Below are 14306 nucleotides of genomic sequence, written 5' to 3'. Positions count from 1 at the left end.
ACACGGTCAACGTCAGCCGCGCCGGCAGGTCCGGTCGCCGCTCGGCATCGTGCCATCCACCAGGTACGACGTGGCGAGGTTCAGCGCGCAGGCGTTGCCGCCGAGCAGGTAGACGCCGTGCCCGCTCCCGTCGACGGTGACCAGCCGGGAGCGCTTCCCGAACTTCTCCCGCAGCAGCTCGCCACCGGCGAGCGGGGTGACCGGGTCGCGCCGGTTCTGCAGGATCAGCACGTTGCGCGGCCCCTCGTCGTCCACCGCGACCGGCGGCTGCGCCGGCTCGTGCGTCCAGAAGGCGCAGGGGGTGATGTTGGCGCTGGCCGCGCCGAACAGCGGGAACCGCATGCGGTCCCGCGCGACCGCCCGCCGGTAGGTGTCCACGTCCTCGGGCCACGCGACGTCGTTGCAGGTGACGGCGAGGAACACGGTAAGCGCGTTGTCCTGCGCGTTGGGCGCGGTCGCCGCCTTCGCCCGCGGCGCCTCGCCCGGGTTCAGGTAGGTCTGCCAGATCCGCGCGAGGCTCGGGTACTGGATCTGGTTGTAGAGGGAGCCGAAGGTGATCTGCCGGAAGACGGCACCGGTGAGCCCGTCGGCGGCGGGCGTCTCGTCGAGCCGCTCGGCGAGCGTGAGGTAGGTCCGGCGTACCTGCCGCGGGGTGCGGCCGAGGCCGTAGGACTCGTGCCGCTTCGCCGCCCACGCCGCGAAGTCGGGGAACGTCTGCTCCATGCCGAGCGCGAACCGGCGCAGCCCGGCCTGGTCGAGGTGGGTGTCGCCGACGATGCTGTCCAGCACCACCCGGTCGGTGGTGGCCGGGAACATCGAGGTGTACGCGGCACCGAGCGCCGAGCCGTAGGATGCCCCGTAGAAGCTGGCCGTCTTCTCGCCGAGCGCGGCGCGGATCCGGTCCAGGTCGCGGGCCATGTTCGCGGTCGTGAGGTGGCGCAGCCGGCCCTCGGTGTCGTTGGCCGCACAGCGTTCGGCGACGTCCTCGGCGATTTCCGCCTGGCGGACCACCGCGGCGTCGTCCGGCGCGTACGGCGGGATGTTGGCCCAGTAGGCGTCATCGGCGGTGAAGCCGCAGTTCACCGGCGACGAGTGCCCGACGCCCCGGGTGTCCATGCCGATCAGGTCGTAGGCGTCCGTGACGCCGGCCGGCAGCCCCTTCGAGACCAGGAAGGCCGGCTGGTCGAGCCCGGTGCCGCCCGGCCCGCCCGGGTTGAACATCAGCACGCCGCGTCGCTTCTCCGGTTTCGTGCTCGCGATCCGCGACACCATCAGCTCGATCTTGGTGCCGTCCGGGTTCTGGTAGTCCAACGGAACCGGCACCGTCGCGCACTGCACCGGCAGTTGAACCGTCGGGGGCACCACCACGTCCTTCGGGCAAGCCGTCCAGCGTGGACCCACCGCGGCCGGTCCCGCCGGCGCCCCGCCGGCGGTCGCCGGAATCACCGAGACCAGGGCCCCGACCAGTCCCAGCGTCCCCACCAGGGCCATCGCGCGTCTTTGCGTCATTCTCATCTCCTGTCCGACCCACGTTCAGCGGGTTCGCACCCATGCGAACCTGTGCCCTCGGGGCACAGTCAAATGCGGCACGGCAGACGTCGGTTCGCATCTCCGGACGTCGTCGAACAGATCACACCCGGGCGGGGTTGAGTGTGCCGCTACGGCCGGGTGTCTCATCGAAGCCGCCGTCACCCGCCAGCGGCGGGGGCACCGGCCGAGCAGTCCGAGCAACGAACGCGGCTGACCGATCGGCACATCGACACGAAGGAAGACATGCGCCACTCTCCAGCACACCCGATCGTGCGTCCCCTGGGGGCGTTCGAGCACATCATCGACCTCTACATCGGTCGCAACCCGGTGCAGTTCTCGCTCGTCGTCGAACTCGCCGCGCCCGTCTCGGCACACCAACTGGAGCGCGCGCTCGCGCAGCTGCAGCGGACGCACCCACTGCTCACCGTCGGCATCGATCGCAGCGGCGACCGCCCGACCTTCCGGACGTCGACCGAACCCATCGAGGTCCGACACGTTGGGGGAGACTGGCGCGACGCGGCGGCGCAGGAGCAGGCCCGTCCCGTCGACCCCGACGGAAGCCCGCTGGCGTGCGCGACGCTCGTGGGCGGCGCACCCGGTGACCGGGGGAGCGCCATTGTCCTGACGTTCTCCCACCAGATCACCGACGGACGCGGCGCGCTCCGGGCAGCGCACGACCTCCTCGTGATCCTCGACGGGCGGACGCTCCCGGCCCGGCCGGCGCCCCTGGACCAGGAGAGCCTGCTCGAACGTCTGCCCCGGACGGAGCGGCCGACCGATCACACCCCGGGCCCTCCGGCGGAGCCGGCTGTCGGCACGATCCGTCCGTTCGACGCCACGGCGCCGAGCATCGAGATCGCCGAACTCGACCCCGCGACGACCGCACATCTTCGCTCCACCGCCCGTGCCAACGGGTCGACCGTCCAGGGCGCGATCTGTGCCGCCGCCGCGCAGGCGCTGGCCGCGCTCACCAGGGCCGAGAGCATCCGCGTCAACGTTCCCATCGATCTCCGCTCGGCGCTGGGCCTCGAGGACGACGTGGTGAACCGCTTCACGGCGACGAGCGTGGTGCTGCGCGCACCCGCGCAGAACACGCTCTGGTCTCTCGCGAAGGACGCGACGGCGCAACTGCGAGTCGCGCGGGACGGTGCCCGGCATGCGGCACTGATGCTGGGCTCGCTCAACCCCGCCGACGCCTCGGAGGCGGAGGCGGCGATGCTCGCCGCCACGGCTGCCGACCTGGAGATCACCAACCTGGGGACATCCGAACCCGACACGTCCTCCGCCGTCGCGATCTGGGGACCGACGATGACGACGCAGGTCCGCGACGAGCGGATCCTCGGCGTCGTCACGCACGCCGGGTCGCTGCGGCTCGTCCTGACGACACACGGCGACACCAGCGGTCTTCCTGCTGACATCGCCGGCCGCCTCACCCGACTCGGGGGTTCCGCAGTCGAAGGCTAGGTTCTGCGCCCGGCACCCGGTCGCGGCCGGACCGAGCGGTAGGTGGCGACCTCGTCATCCGCCGGGTCGACCGCGACGTGGGTCCCGGGCGTCGCGGGCCGGTACCGGCGCGTCCGATCTCCGGTACCGCACCGCGGCTGGGGCGGGGCGCGGGCCGGATGAGTCGTTCGCCGAGGGCCAGCACCAGGGCGGCTACGCCGAGCAGGGCGCCGATCAGCACCGTGGCGCGCACACCGTGGCTCGGCAGGGCTAGGCCGCCCACGAACGCGCCGGCGGTGATGCCGACGTTGACCGCGGCGGAGACTGTGGCGGCGGCGAGGTCGGAGCGCCCGGGAGCCACCTGGAGAACGAGGCCGCCGAGCGTCGCGGTGAACGCGGCGAATGCCAGTCCGGCCAGAGCGATCAGGCCGACGGACACCGACGGCCGTTGGCCGAACGTGTACAGGCCGAGCAGTGCTGCCGACTGCAGTGCGACGGTCGTGAGGAGAGCGAGCCACGGGCTGCGGTCCAGCAGCGCGCCGATGGCGAGGATGCCGAGCACGCTGGCGATGCCACGTGCGAACAGGATGGCCCCGACAGACGCGGGGGAGAATCCGCTGACCTCGGTGACGAAGAGGGCGACGTAGGTGTAGGCGGCAATGGCGCCGGCGGTCGCCAGGACGGCCATCGCCACCAGCAGCCAGAAGCGTCGGGCGTCGGGCGTCGCACCTCGGGCGGCGTGTCCGTCTTCCGGCCGGGTCGAGGGCAGCAGCGCGGCCACCACGACGAACACCACCGCGCCGAGTCCGGCTGTCGCCAGGAACGATGCGCGCCACCCGGCGCGGTCGCCCAGCCAGGTGCCCGCGGGCACGCCCAGGGCCAACGCGACGGTGCCGCCGGCGAATACGACCGCGACGACCCGCCCGCGTAGTGCGGGCCGGAACAGCTCAGCCGCAGCCGGCACCACCACGGCCCAGAACAGCGCATGGGTCGTCGCGGTGACCATCCTGGCGACCAGGAGCAGCGCGAAGGTGCTCGTCAGCGCCGTGACGGCGGTGCTGAGGACGAAGCCGGCCAGGAGCGCCGACAGCAGCCGGCGGCGAGGGACCCCGCGGACCAGCGCCGTCAACGGGACCGAGGCGACCATCACCACCGCGCCGTAGGCGGTGACGAGCATGCCCACCTGCGGCGGCGAGACGGCCAGATCCCCCGCCATCGGGAGCAGCAGCCCGATGGGCAGCGCCTCGGCGGTGGTGTAGAGGAACGTCCCGCCGGACAAGCCGATCAGTGCCCCCGCTGCCCGTCCGCGTCTCATCAGACCCCCCGGGTTACCGGCAAAATTACTTATGATGGAAACATGCTAGTGGCGCCCTTCGATGCGGGTCAACTGGTAAAGTGAGTTTCGATGGAAACACTCGAGGGCGTGACGCGGATGCGCCTGGTAGGCGGCAATCTCGCGCTGGACTTCATCAACACCCGTACCGGTCCGCCCGTCGGATCTCCGGACGACGACGTGCTGACCGGCTACCCCGAGCTCCTTGCCTGGAGCGTGTACGGGGGTGCGCTCAGCGAGCCGGAGGCGGAGGCGTTGCGCCGGCTGTCACACGATGATCCGGCTGGCTCCCAGGCCGCCTTCGCCCGATCGCTGCGCATCCGCGACGATCTCGACGGGGTGTTCCGGGCAGTGGCCGCTGATCGCAGCCCGGACGCGTCCGTGCTGGCCCGGCTGCGAGACGACGAAGCGGACGCGCTCGGTCACGCACGACTCGATCAGGGGCGTACGTTCGAATGGACCTGGCGAGACGACCGGACACTCGCCCGGCCACTGCGGCCGGTGGTGCACGCGGCGGTCCAACTCCTCACCACAGGCGCACTGGACCGGATCAAGGGATGCGGCGGCTGTCGCTTTCTCTTCCACGACGAGAGCAAGAACCGCAGTCGCCGCTGGTGCAGCATGGACGACTGCGGAACCTCCGAGAAGATGCGCCGCTACGTCGCGGCGCGACGCACTCGCGCGACGAGCTGAGCCCGGCCTGCCGCGATCCGGCGGGTCGCGGTGGGTTGCCGACCTCGACCGGGTGCACGCGCGTGAACCAGTGACACCCGACGGCGTTCGGCAGGACGTCTACGACCGTGCGGAGAGCCGGAAACGCGTTTCCTCCGATCGGCGTCCGCTCCGTAGGATCTCCGGCGATCAAGGGGGATGAGACGGTGGGCGATTTCCAGCAGTTCGTGACGGATGTGACTTCGCGTCTGTCCACCATGTCCAGGGGCGAGTTGTACGTCGTCGGCGACGGTCTCGACCGGGACTCACTCTGGCTCACGTTTCTCGACTCCTTCCCCGCCGGCACCAATCCGCGGTTCCGTGAGCGGTCCGCGTACGACTGCTCGACGTGCCGCGGTTTCATCAAGCACTTCGGCAACGTCGTCGAGATCCACGACGGGCTGGTCCGTACCGTCTGGTCCGGGGTGTCGGCCTCCGACCCGGTCTTCTCCGTCGTCGCCGCCGCTCTGGACGAGTTCGTCCTGTCGCTGCCGTTGTCCACCGTCTTCCGGTCCGGCCAGGCCCAGTACGGGACGAAGACCACCCGGACGCTGCGCGACGGCCAGGTCGAGGTGTGGCACCACCTGCACGGCCGGGTGGAGGAGCGGCACCGCACCGACGATGTCGGCGCGGCACAGGGCAACTTCGACGCCGCGGTGCAGGTCTTCCAGCGTGGCCTGGCCGAGCTGACCCCGCACGCTCTGGGCACCGTCGCCGACCTGATCGACGGCAACGCCCTCTACCGCGGTGCGGAGCACCGTCGGGCGGTGACCGAGTTCCGGTCGCTGCAGAGCCGGTGGACGATGGCGACCGACGGACGGGCCTTCGTCTTCGCCAACGCCATGAACCCGGCGGCACGCATCCGCAACACGGTGATCGGCACCCTCGTTCAGGATCTCTCCGCGGGCGTCGACCTGGAGCAGGCCGTCCGGTCGTTCGAGACGAAGGTGGCGCCGCAGAACTACCAGCGCCCCACGGCGTTGATCACCCCGGCCATGGTCAAGGCGGCCATGAAGACCATTGACGAGTTGGGCATCGAGGAGTCGTTGCAGCGGCGGTTCGCCCGGTTGTCCGATGTGTCGGTCACCAATGTGCTGTGGGTCGACAACGACACGCAGCCGCGGATGAAGGACGGCATCGAAGGGCTGCTCATGCAGGCGACCACCGTGAGGTCGGCAGGTGCGCGCCTTCGGGACGCGGAGCCGGAGAAGGTTCCGGTGGTCTCCTTCATGAAGGACATCCTGCCCGGCGCCACCAGCATCGACCTGTGGGTCGGCAACACCCACGAGCCGCACTTCGTCAGTCTCACGACCGGCCGGCACCCGGCCGCTCCGCGATTGTTCAAGTGGGACAACGATTTCGCCTGGTCGTACGGCGGCAACGTCACCGACTCGATCCGGGAGAAGGTCAAGCGAGCGGGCGGCAACGTCACCGGCAAGCTGCGGGTGAGCCTGTCCTGGTTCAACCACGACGACCTCGACCTGCACGTGTTCGAGCCCAACGGCGACCACATCTGGTACCAGGAGAAGCGCAACAAGCTGGACGTCGACATGAACGCCGGCGGGGCGCTCTCCCGCGAGCCGGTGGAGAACGTCACCTGGACCGACCGGGTCCCCGACGGTGAGTACCGGATCGAGGTGAACCAGTACCGCAGGCGGGACAGTGCCCAGGGCGGCTTCGTGATCGAGACCGAGAGCAACGGGAGGATCGAGCACTACCGCCACGAGCGCGCGGTCGGCCACAAGGAGACCGTCGAGGTGGGCCGGATGACGGTTGCCGGCGGGGTCATCACCGCTTTCCGACCGGACAGAGACGTGCAGCCGGGCAGTGCGAGCAAGGAGGTGTGGGGTATCACCACCGAACAGTTCGTACCGGTGTCCACCATCATGTACTCGCCGAACCACTTCGACGACAACGAGGTCGGCAACCGGCACTACTTCTTCATCCTGAAGGGGTGCGTGAACGACCAGCCGGCGCGCGGGATCTACAACGAGTTCCTCCGCGGCGACCTGCAACCGCACCGCAAGGTGTTCGAGGTTCTCGGCGACCGCACCAAGTGCGAGCCGTCTCCGGATCAGCTGTCCGGCCTCGGCTTCAGCTCCACGGTCCGCAGCTCGGTGGTCGCCAAGGTGACCATGACCAGCGGTCGGCGCCGCCTCATCAGCATCCAGTTCTGATTCCCTACCAGATATCGGAGAGAGACCATCGTGACCGTTTTCGAGAAGGCCACCCGGGAGAAGTTCCGCTATCCGTCGGCCAAGGGACAGCTGACCACCGAACAGTTGTGGGAGCTTCCGCTGACCGCCAAGTCCGGCTTCAGCCTCGATGACGTGGCCAAGGCGGTCAACGCCGAACTCAAGGCCGTCGACACCGAGTCGTTCGTGGCCACCGAGGCCAATCCGGCCAAGGCGATCTGGGAGGCCAAGCTGGAGGTCGTCAAGCACGTCATCGCCGTCCGCCTCGCGGAGGAGCAGGCGGCGAAGGCGGCGGCGGCCAAGAAGCTGGAGAAGGAGAAGCTGCTGGCGGTCCTGGGCCGCAAGCAGGACGCGGTCCTGGAGAACCTGACCGAGGCAGAGCTGCTGGCCCGGATCAACAACCTGTAGCCCGCCGACAACCGGCACTCGCCAGCAGGTCCGTACATCGCCGGGAAGTACGGTCACCCTCCAGGACCTGCGCGGCCAGACCGGTACTCAACGGCCATTCCCCGGTGAACTCACTTCAGTGCCACAACGACCCGACGCCCTCTCATCGGCATGAGCGTGCACCGGATTGCGTCGAGCACCGGGCACGTTGCTTGTGATCCCCGCCCCGTTGGGCGGGGATCTTTGCTGTTGTGGCGAGGAAGCTCCCCGCCGGGGTGCGCGGGTCGATCGGTGACGGATTGTCCGGCCCGGCCGCGATGGAGCTCTCCCCGGTCGTGGCCCGGGACGTGGTGGACCCCGCGTGACATCCGGTCCGGGCGGCCCGTTGACGGCGGCTGATGCCCAACTTTAGGGTCGATGCCAGTATCGGGCCTGACCGTAAATGGCCCGGCCTGCAACTGTCTGCGCGGAAGGGGCATATCATGTCGGGAGTTGTATCGCGGCGAGCGATGCTTGCCAGTCTCGGTGCGGTAACGGCAGGAGCCGTATTTCCCCGAGTCGCCCACGCCGAAGCGGGTTCCGGTGCGCCCGAGCCGTCCGACGTGGTGATCACCGACCTCGGACCCGCCTCCCGGGTGCTGAACTTCGGCAACGGTCTCCGCGTCGGCAACGAGATCTGGTTCGCGACCCGGCAGATCATGCCCACCCGGGTCGCCGCGTACGACCTGACCGAACGCCGGATCACCAAGACCGCGCTGATCCCTGGGGTGCCCGGCCTGTGGGGCATCGACGCGGTCGGCACCGACCTGTTCGTCAGCTCGTACACCCCGGGTCTGCTGTTCAAGGTGGACACCGTCACCCTCGCGGTCACGCAGGTGCTCGACCTCGACCAGGAGGTCGGCTGGAGCGTCAAGGCGTCGCCGGACGGCAAGGTCTTCGTCGGCACGTACCCCTCGGCCCGGATCTGGGAGTATGACCCGGCCACCGGGCACGCCACCGACCACGGGCGGATGGATCCCGACGACACCTACGTCCGCGACCTGGTCGCGACGGAGACGACGGTGTACTGCGGTATCGGCTCCCGCGCCGGCCTCGTCGCCTACGACCGCGCCACCGGCACGCGCACCGACATCCTCCCGGCCGAGCTGCGGGGGCGGACCTTCGGCGCGGTCTGCCACCTGGTGGGTGACCACCTCGTGGTCGGCATCTCGCCCACCGCCGAGATCCTGGTCGTCGACACCCGCGACCCCAGCCGGTACCAGATCCTCGGCACGCCGAACGACTCGTTCGTCGTCGGCATCACCAGCCGGGGCGACGAGGTCTTCTACACCACCCGGCCCAGCGGGTCGCTGTACCGCTTCACGTTGGGCGACACCTCGCCCACGCTGGTCGGTGTGCCGGTGGCCGAGGCGTCCAACGTCCGCATCGGCTTCCTGGACGACGGCCGGCTCTGGGCGGTGCAGGGTGCCGGCGGCATCCTCTACGACCTGGACTCCCGCACCACCGAGGCGCTGGACATGAGTTCGCCGAACCTGGCGCCCACGCCGGAGCGCCCGATGTCGCTCTGCCACGCCGGCGACCGGATCGTGGTCGGCGGCACGCTCGGCGTCCAGGTCGTCTCCACCCAGCCCACGCCCGCGTTCGAGACCTACCGGGTGCCCTTCGGTGGCGAGGCCAAGGACATGGACCACTGGCGGGGTGTGACCCACATGGGCGTCTACACGCTGGCCCGCCACCTGACCCTGCGGAATGGTGACCGGATGGCCACCGAGGTGGCCCGGGTCGACCCCGCCGAGGAGCAGACCCGGCCCACGTCGCTGGTCGTCGACCGGCGCCGCGGCGTGGTGCTGATGTCCACCGAGCCGGACTACGGCCGGTGGGAGGGCGCGCTCACCGTCTTCGACGGACGGCGGTCGCACACCTGGCGGGGCATCCTGCCGGACCAGACCGTCCAGTCGCTGTGCCCGGATCCGCACGGCGTGTTCCTCGGCGGCAGCGTCATCAACGGCTACGGCACCACCCCGTCCACGACACGCGCCAAGCTCGGCTACTTCGACCACCGCGCCCGGAAGCTGGCCTGGCTCGTCGAGCCCACCGACGGCGGGGTGATCGTGGACCTGAAGCTGATCGGGCGGGTGCTGGTCGGGGTGACCCGCGACGGTGAGCTGTTCGCGCTGGACCCGCGTACCCGCTCGGTGTTGTGGCGGGTGGACGTCGGCCCGGTCGGCGGCAAGCTGGCGGTCATCGACGAGCGGGTCTTCGGCACCGACGGCGGCCGGTTGTGGTCGGTGCGGGTGGGCCGCCGCGAGCCGGCACTGACCGTGCTGGTCGACGGGCTTGCGCAGTCCTGGTTCGGCGCTCCGGAGGTGGTCACCGACGGCGTGCGGACGCTGTTCACCACCCGGGGCACCGACCTGATCCGCGTCGATCTGCGCTGACGGCATTACGGGCAGGTTCGATTTGACTCGCCTGACTTACCAGCAGTCATGATGTGATCTCGACCCTTCTCGACTCTAGTATCGGCCCGGACCGTAAGTTACTGTACTGCCCACCTGACCCCCCCTGGAAGGATGCGAGATGCGTGTTCGCAAGAGCCTGTCGGCCGTGGCGGTGGCGCTCGTCGCCGCGCTCGCGGCCACGGCTTGTGGTGGTTCCGGCTCCGGTGACTCCGGCAAGAAGACCGTTACGATGTGGATCTACCCGGTGATCTTCGACGAGGCCAAGCACCGCGCCTACTGGGAGGAGACCGCCAAGGCCTTCCAGGCGGAGAACCCGGACATCGAGGTCAAGACCGAAATCTTCCCCTGGGCCAACCGCGACCAGGCGCTGGCCACGGCCATCGCCGGGAACAAAGGGCCGGACGTCGTCTACCTCATCCCGGACCAGCTGCCCAAGTACGTCCGCAACATCGAGCCGGTCGACAAGTACCTCGACGACGCCGCCAGGGCCGACTACCTGCCCAACGTGGTCGACTCCGTCACGATCGACGGCAAGATGATGGGCGCCCCGGTGCTGACCAGCGCCGTCACCCCGCTGTGCAACAAGAAGGTCTTCGCCGCCGTCGGTCAGACCACCTACCCGAAGACCTGGAACGACCTGCTGGCCATGGCGCCGGCGTTCAAGGCCAAGGGCTACGACGTGGCCGCGTACGGCGGCGACGTCAAGCACACGCTCAACCAGACCTTCTACCCGCTGCTGTGGCAGGCCGGCGGCGACGTGTTCAGCCCGGACGGCAAGTCGGTGGCCTTCAACGGCCCCGAGGGCCGCAAGGCGCTGAGCTTCGTCAAGCAGCTCGTCGACGGTGGCTTCGTCGACAAGAACCTCCTCACCTCGTTCCCCCCGATCGAGCAGACCCGCATCGCCCAGAACAAGGTCGGCTGCGTCTGGCACGTGCTGCCGGCCGAGATCGAGAAGTTCTGGGGCAAGGAGAACATGCAGGCGCTGCCGCACTTCACCGAGACCAAGCAGATCGGCTACGGCACCGTCGGCTCGCTGTCGATGCTGAAGAACTCCGACGCCAAGCAGGCCGCCGGCAAGTGGATCGCGTTCGCCTCGAACGCCGAGAACTCCAAGAAGTACGACCTCGCGGCCAGCTTCTTCTCGGCCAAGAAGTCCGTCGGCGCGCTCTACGCCGACGACCCTGTCCTCGGTGAGCAGGAGAAGCAGGTCGCCGTCAGCACCGTCGGCCCGCTGAACGAGAAGGCCCGCGACGTCCAGGGCGTGCTCGCCCCGGAGATCCAGGCCGCGCTGCTCGGCAAGAAGTCGGTCGAGCAGGCCCTCGACGACGCGGCCAAGGCCGCCGACCCGCTGCTCGGCTAGCTCGGACAGGGCTCGCGGTGGACGGCGCACACCGTCCACCGCGGGCCGCCGGAAAGGTTGCCAGATGGTTGCACTACCGACGATCCGCCGTCGGCGCGTCCGCCGCCCGTCCGCCCGGGAGGCCGGGACGGCGTTGCTGTTCGTCCTGCCGTTCCTGGTGCTGTTCGCCCTGTTCCGCTTCGGACCGGCGATCGCCGGGGTGGTCCTGGGTTTCACCGACTACACGATCGGCGGGGACACCTCCTTCGTCGGCGTGGAGAACTTCCGGCGCCTCGCCGACGATCCGACGTTCTGGTCGGCGCTGCGGGTGACGGTGATCTTCACCGCGCTGTCGGTACCGCTGTCGATGCTGGCCTCGCTCGGCATGGCGCTGCTGACCCGGCGGGCATTCCGCGGCGCGAAGGTCTTCCGGTCGGTGTTCTTCCTGCCGGTGGTGACCAGCCTGGTCCTCGCCGGGGTGGTGTTCAGCTGGGTCTTCGGCGACGGCGGCCCGTGGTCGCGGGCGATGGGTGCGCTCGGCCTGCCGGCACAGTCCTGGCTGGCCGACAGCGTGCTGGTGATCCCGGCGCTGGTGCTGGTCGCGGTCTGGTCCCGCTTCGGCTACGGCATGCTCATCCTGCTCGCCCGACTCCAGGAGATCCCCGCCGAACTCGAGGAGGCGGCGCTGACCGACGGCGCATCGGCCTGGCAGCGCTTCCGCTACGTCACGCTGCCGCAGCTGCGCCCGGCGCTGTTCTTCGTGGCCGTCATCGAGACCACGGTGGCGGTCCAGGTCTTCGACATGATCTACGTGATGACCGGCGGCGGCCCGGTGCGCGCCAGCTACAGCCTCGTCTACCTGCTCTACGACCAGGGCTTCAAGTACTTCGATCTGGGTTACGCCAGCGCCATCGGCGTCGCGCTGTTCGTGATGACGATCGTGGTCGCGCTGGTGCAGCGGCTGACCCTCGGGAGGGAAGAATGACCGACACCCTGGCGGCCACGCCCGCCGTGGCCGAACCGACGGCCGCGCCGGATCGACCGCGCCGGCCCTACCGGGTCGGCCGGACCAGCCGGCGCTGGCTCGTCGGTCGCAGCCTGCTGCTGCTCGTCGGCGCCGCGATCACGCTGTTCCCCTTCTACGCGATGGTCGTGCTGTCGTTCAAACCGACCGGCCCGGTGACCTTCCCGGACAGCCTGCTGCCGTGGCCGTTCTCCACCGAGGCGTACGACCAGGTGATCGGCGCCAAGAGCGTGCTGCGGTGGATGTGGAACACCGTCGTCTACTCGGTCGTGTCGGTGGTCGGGGTGCTGCTGTTCGCCTCGATGGCCGGATACGCCTTCGCCAAGCGCCGCTTCCCCGGCAAGGAGGCGATGTTCTGGTCGTTCCTGGCGATGCTGATGGTGCCGTACCACGTCACGATGATCCCGACCTTCATCATCATCTCCGAGCTGGGCGGGGTGGACACCTACTGGGGCATGATCGTGCCGACGCTGGCCAACGCGCAGGCGGTGTTCCTCATGCGACAGTTCATCGCCTCGCTGCCGGACTCGCTGTTCGAGGCCGCCCGGCTCGACGGCTGCTCCGAGTGGCGGGTCTACGTGTCGATCGTGCTGCCGCTGATCAAGCCGATCCTGGCCACGCTCGGCGTGTTCGTCTTCCTCTGGCACTGGAACGACTTCCTCTGGCCGCTGATCGTCGGGCAGAGCCTGGACATGCGCACCCTCACCACCGGCATCGCCTCCCTCCAGCAGGAGAACGTGGCGTTGAACATGCTGCTCGCCGGTTCGGTGGTGGCGTTCGTGCCGATCTTCATGGCGTACCTGATCGGCCAGCGCTACTTCCAGGAGGGCGTCGCGAGCACGGGCATCAAGGGATGAGTGGGCCGATCGTCGCGGTGGCGGTGACCCCGCAGGTCCGATCCCTCTTCTTCGACGCCGACGCGTGGGCGGCGCTGCGCCGGCTGGGCGAGGTGCGGCTGCCCGCCGGGGGCGACGTCGGCGACGAGGACGTCCTGGCCCGGCTGCTCGCCGACGCCGACGTGGTGGTCACCGGCTGGGACACCGCGCCGCTGACCGCCCGGGTGTTGGCCGCCGCGCCCCGGCTGCGGCTGCTCGCACACACCGGGGCCAGCGTGAAGCCGTTCGTCACCCCGGCCAGCTTCGCCGCGGGCGTGCGCGTCACCCAGGCCGGCGACGCCATGGCGTACGCGGTGGGGGAGCAGGCGCTCGCCCTGACCCTGGCACTGCTGCACCGGCTGCACCGCTTCGACCACGCGATGCGTACCGGGGTCGACTGGGCGACGGCCAAGGCGGCCCCGCCCCGGCGCGAGTTGCGCGGCGCCACGGTCGGGGTGGTCGGCGCGTCCCGTACCGGCCGGGCGTACCTGGCGCTGGTCCGGGCGCTCGGCGCGCGGGTGCTGGTCGCCGACCCGTACCTGGACGTCGGCGAGGCCGCCGCCCTCGGCGTCGAGCGGGTCGACCTGGACGACCTGCTCACCCGGTCACTGGTGGTATCGCTGCACGCCCCGGTGCTGCCGGAGACGACCGGTATGATCTCCGCCCGGGAGCTCGCCCTGATGCCCGACGGCGCCCTCCTGGTCAACACCGCACGGGCGGCGTTGGTGGACGAGACAGCGCTGCTGGCGGCGCTGCGCGGCGGACGGCTGGATGCCGCGCTGGACGTCTTCGACGCCGAGCCGTTGCCCACCGGCCACCCGCTCCGCGCGCTGCCGAACGTCCTGCTGACACCGCACGAGTCAGCCGGGACCGTGCAGTCGCGGCGGCGGGCCGCCGCGATCGTGTGCGCCGAGATCGACCGGTTCCTGCGCGGCGAGCCACTGCGCCACGAAGTGACGGTGGAACTGCTCGACACCACCGGCTGACCTGCGTCGCGACGGGCCAGGGGG

Annotated in this window: 11 protein-coding genes; 9 read left to right on the top strand and 2 right to left on the bottom strand. The window is 69.9% G+C overall.

The window, feature by feature from the left end:
- Positions 1-12: 12 nt before the first annotated feature.
- Positions 13-1509, bottom strand: a complete 1497-nt coding sequence (locus tag COO58_RS19470; protein ID WP_098746610.1) for an alpha/beta hydrolase — start codon at positions 1507-1509, stop codon at positions 13-15.
- A 264-nt stretch (positions 1510-1773) separates the two neighbouring features.
- Between COO58_RS19470 and COO58_RS19465 the strand changes: the two genes are divergently transcribed.
- Positions 1774-2994 (top strand): peptide synthetase, encoded by a 1221-nt coding sequence (locus COO58_RS19465; protein ID WP_141561933.1) that lies wholly within the window; start codon positions 1774-1776, stop codon positions 2992-2994.
- Here COO58_RS19465 and COO58_RS19460 read toward each other — a convergent pair.
- Positions 2960-4288, bottom strand: a complete 1329-nt coding sequence (locus tag COO58_RS19460) for an MFS transporter (protein ID WP_091573764.1) — start codon at positions 4286-4288, stop codon at positions 2960-2962. The two genes, COO58_RS19465 and COO58_RS19460, sit on opposite strands and share 35 nt — an antisense overlap.
- A 90-nt stretch (positions 4289-4378) precedes the next feature.
- Here COO58_RS19460 and COO58_RS19455 point away from each other — a divergent pair, with 90 nt between their 5' ends.
- The 8 genes from COO58_RS19455 to COO58_RS19420 all read left to right on the top strand — a co-directional run bounded on the left by COO58_RS19455 (position 4379) and on the right by COO58_RS19420 (position 14282).
- Positions 4379-4999, top strand: a complete 621-nt coding sequence (locus COO58_RS19455) for an ABATE domain-containing protein (RefSeq protein ID WP_091573765.1) — start codon at positions 4379-4381, stop codon at positions 4997-4999.
- 185 nt (positions 5000-5184) lie between these two features.
- Complete coding sequence (locus COO58_RS19450) at positions 5185-7194, top strand: hypothetical protein (protein WP_098746606.1); 2010 nt, start codon at positions 5185-5187, stop codon at positions 7192-7194.
- Between the two features lie 30 nt (positions 7195-7224).
- Positions 7225-7620 (top strand): hypothetical protein, encoded by a 396-nt coding sequence (locus tag COO58_RS19445; RefSeq protein WP_098746605.1) that lies wholly within the window; start codon positions 7225-7227, stop codon positions 7618-7620.
- A 581-nt stretch (positions 7621-8201) separates the two neighbouring features.
- A complete protein-coding gene (locus tag COO58_RS19440; RefSeq protein WP_098746603.1) occupies positions 8202-10037 on the top strand; it encodes a hypothetical protein in 1836 nt (611 codons plus the stop codon).
- Positions 10038-10176: 139 nt separating this feature from the next.
- Complete coding sequence (locus tag COO58_RS19435; protein WP_098746602.1) at positions 10177-11418, top strand: sugar ABC transporter substrate-binding protein; 1242 nt, start codon at positions 10177-10179, stop codon at positions 11416-11418.
- Between the two features lie 64 nt (positions 11419-11482).
- Positions 11483-12382, top strand: a complete 900-nt coding sequence (locus tag COO58_RS19430; RefSeq protein WP_098746600.1) for a carbohydrate ABC transporter permease — start codon at positions 11483-11485, stop codon at positions 12380-12382.
- Positions 12379-13278 (top strand): carbohydrate ABC transporter permease, encoded by a 900-nt coding sequence (locus COO58_RS19425; RefSeq protein ID WP_098746598.1) that lies wholly within the window; start codon positions 12379-12381, stop codon positions 13276-13278. Before COO58_RS19430 ends, COO58_RS19425 begins: the two co-directional genes overlap by 4 nt.
- The gene (locus COO58_RS19420) at positions 13275-14282 is read left to right on the top strand and encodes a hydroxyacid dehydrogenase (protein WP_098746597.1); all 1008 of its coding nucleotides are present in this window, start codon (positions 13275-13277) and stop codon (positions 14280-14282) included. Before COO58_RS19425 ends, COO58_RS19420 begins: the two co-directional genes overlap by 4 nt.
- Positions 14283-14306 lie beyond the last annotated feature (24 nt).

Source organism: Micromonospora sp. WMMA1996 (assembly GCF_002573675.1).
Classification (GTDB): domain Bacteria; phylum Actinomycetota; class Actinomycetes; order Mycobacteriales; family Micromonosporaceae; genus Micromonospora; species Micromonospora sediminicola.
Note: the sequence above shows the minus strand (reverse complement) of the source record. Positions and strands in the feature narration are given on the sequence as shown.